This is a genomic window from Bacillus sp. JJ1503 (assembly GCF_036965125.1).
Lineage (GTDB): Bacteria > Bacillota > Bacilli > Bacillales > Cytobacillaceae > Cytobacillus.
The window spans coordinates 1-1058 of sequence record NZ_JBALOZ010000474.1 but is presented as its reverse complement, the minus strand read 5'-3'; the positions used below and the strand labels follow the sequence as shown (position 1 = coordinate 1058).

At 35.7% G+C, this 1058-nt stretch carries 1 protein-coding gene; it reads right to left on the bottom strand.

What is annotated here, in order from left to right; all coding sequences use genetic code 11:
- Positions 1–64: 64 nt before the first annotated feature.
- The gene (locus tag V7149_RS25420; protein WP_335348344.1) at positions 65–787 is read right to left on the bottom strand and encodes a succinate dehydrogenase/fumarate reductase iron-sulfur subunit; all 723 of its coding nucleotides are present in this window, start codon (positions 785–787) and stop codon (positions 65–67) included.
- Between the last annotated feature and the right edge of the window lie 271 nt (positions 788–1058).

The following is a 1058-nucleotide window of genomic DNA, read 5'->3' as shown; positions in this document are numbered from 1 at the left end:
CATTTTTACTTGTTTGCAAACTAGTTGAAGCCATTCCCAAACCATCTCCTATCGTTTAGTCGAATTACCATTTCATACCTATCGCTCTTTTCAACTGCTTCATTTTGATTTTCTGGATTGTTGCCATTGGTTTAATTCCTTTTGGACAAACCTCCACACATGCACTAAATGAACGGCAGCCAAATGCCCCGTCGGTTTCTACGACCATGTCTAGCCTTTCCTCTCTAGCTCCATCTCTTTCATCTGCAATCAAATTGTAAGCTCGGTTTAACGCAGCTGGACCGATAAACTCATCTACACCTCTAAGTGAAACGGTATTACAGGATTGAAAACACAATCCGCAAGTAATACAATCTTGATTTTCATCTATGATTTCTCGTCTTCCTGATGATGGAGGAATAATAGCAAACTCGTCCGTTTCTTCTTTTGGAACAAAATAAGGTTTTACCTTCTCCCAATTTTGAAAGAATTTATCCATATTGACGGCTAAATCTTTTATTACGTCCATGTTTCTCATAGGTTGAACGAGTATTTTATCCCCTAAATGTTCAATTTTAGTTCGGCATGCTAAACGGCCTCGCCCATTAATTACCATCCCGCAGGAACCGCACATTCCCAGTCTGCAAGCACACCGGAACGATAGACTGGGATCCTGATCCTCGACGATTAGAAACAAGCTATCCAATACCGTCATATTTTTTTTAGCTTCAATTTGAAATGTTTCATACTTAGGCTCATCGTCTATTTGTGGATCAAACCGCATAACTGTTACTTCAACATCCTTCATAATCAGTACCCCCAATTTGTGTTGCAAATTAAGAAACTAACTTCTTCTATCCTCCTTTTAATCTTTGATATGGATAGAACCATTGAAATTCTCCCTAGCCTCTGAAATCATGGCATAGTGACCCAACCAATATAAATTTATTAAATCACTATTTAGATTATAATTCAATATTTTTAAAATATTTTGACTAATATTATTTCAAATAAATAAGGAAATGTAAAATTTTAATGTATCCAAAATAATTAGTCAATTTTTTAAAGTGATGTTAAAA

Excerpts from the sequence above, each read along its gene's own strand:
- V7149_RS25420 (WP_335348344.1), bottom strand. The coding sequence starts at position 787 with ATGAAGGATGTTGAAGTAACAGTTATGCGGTTTGATCCACAAATAGAC.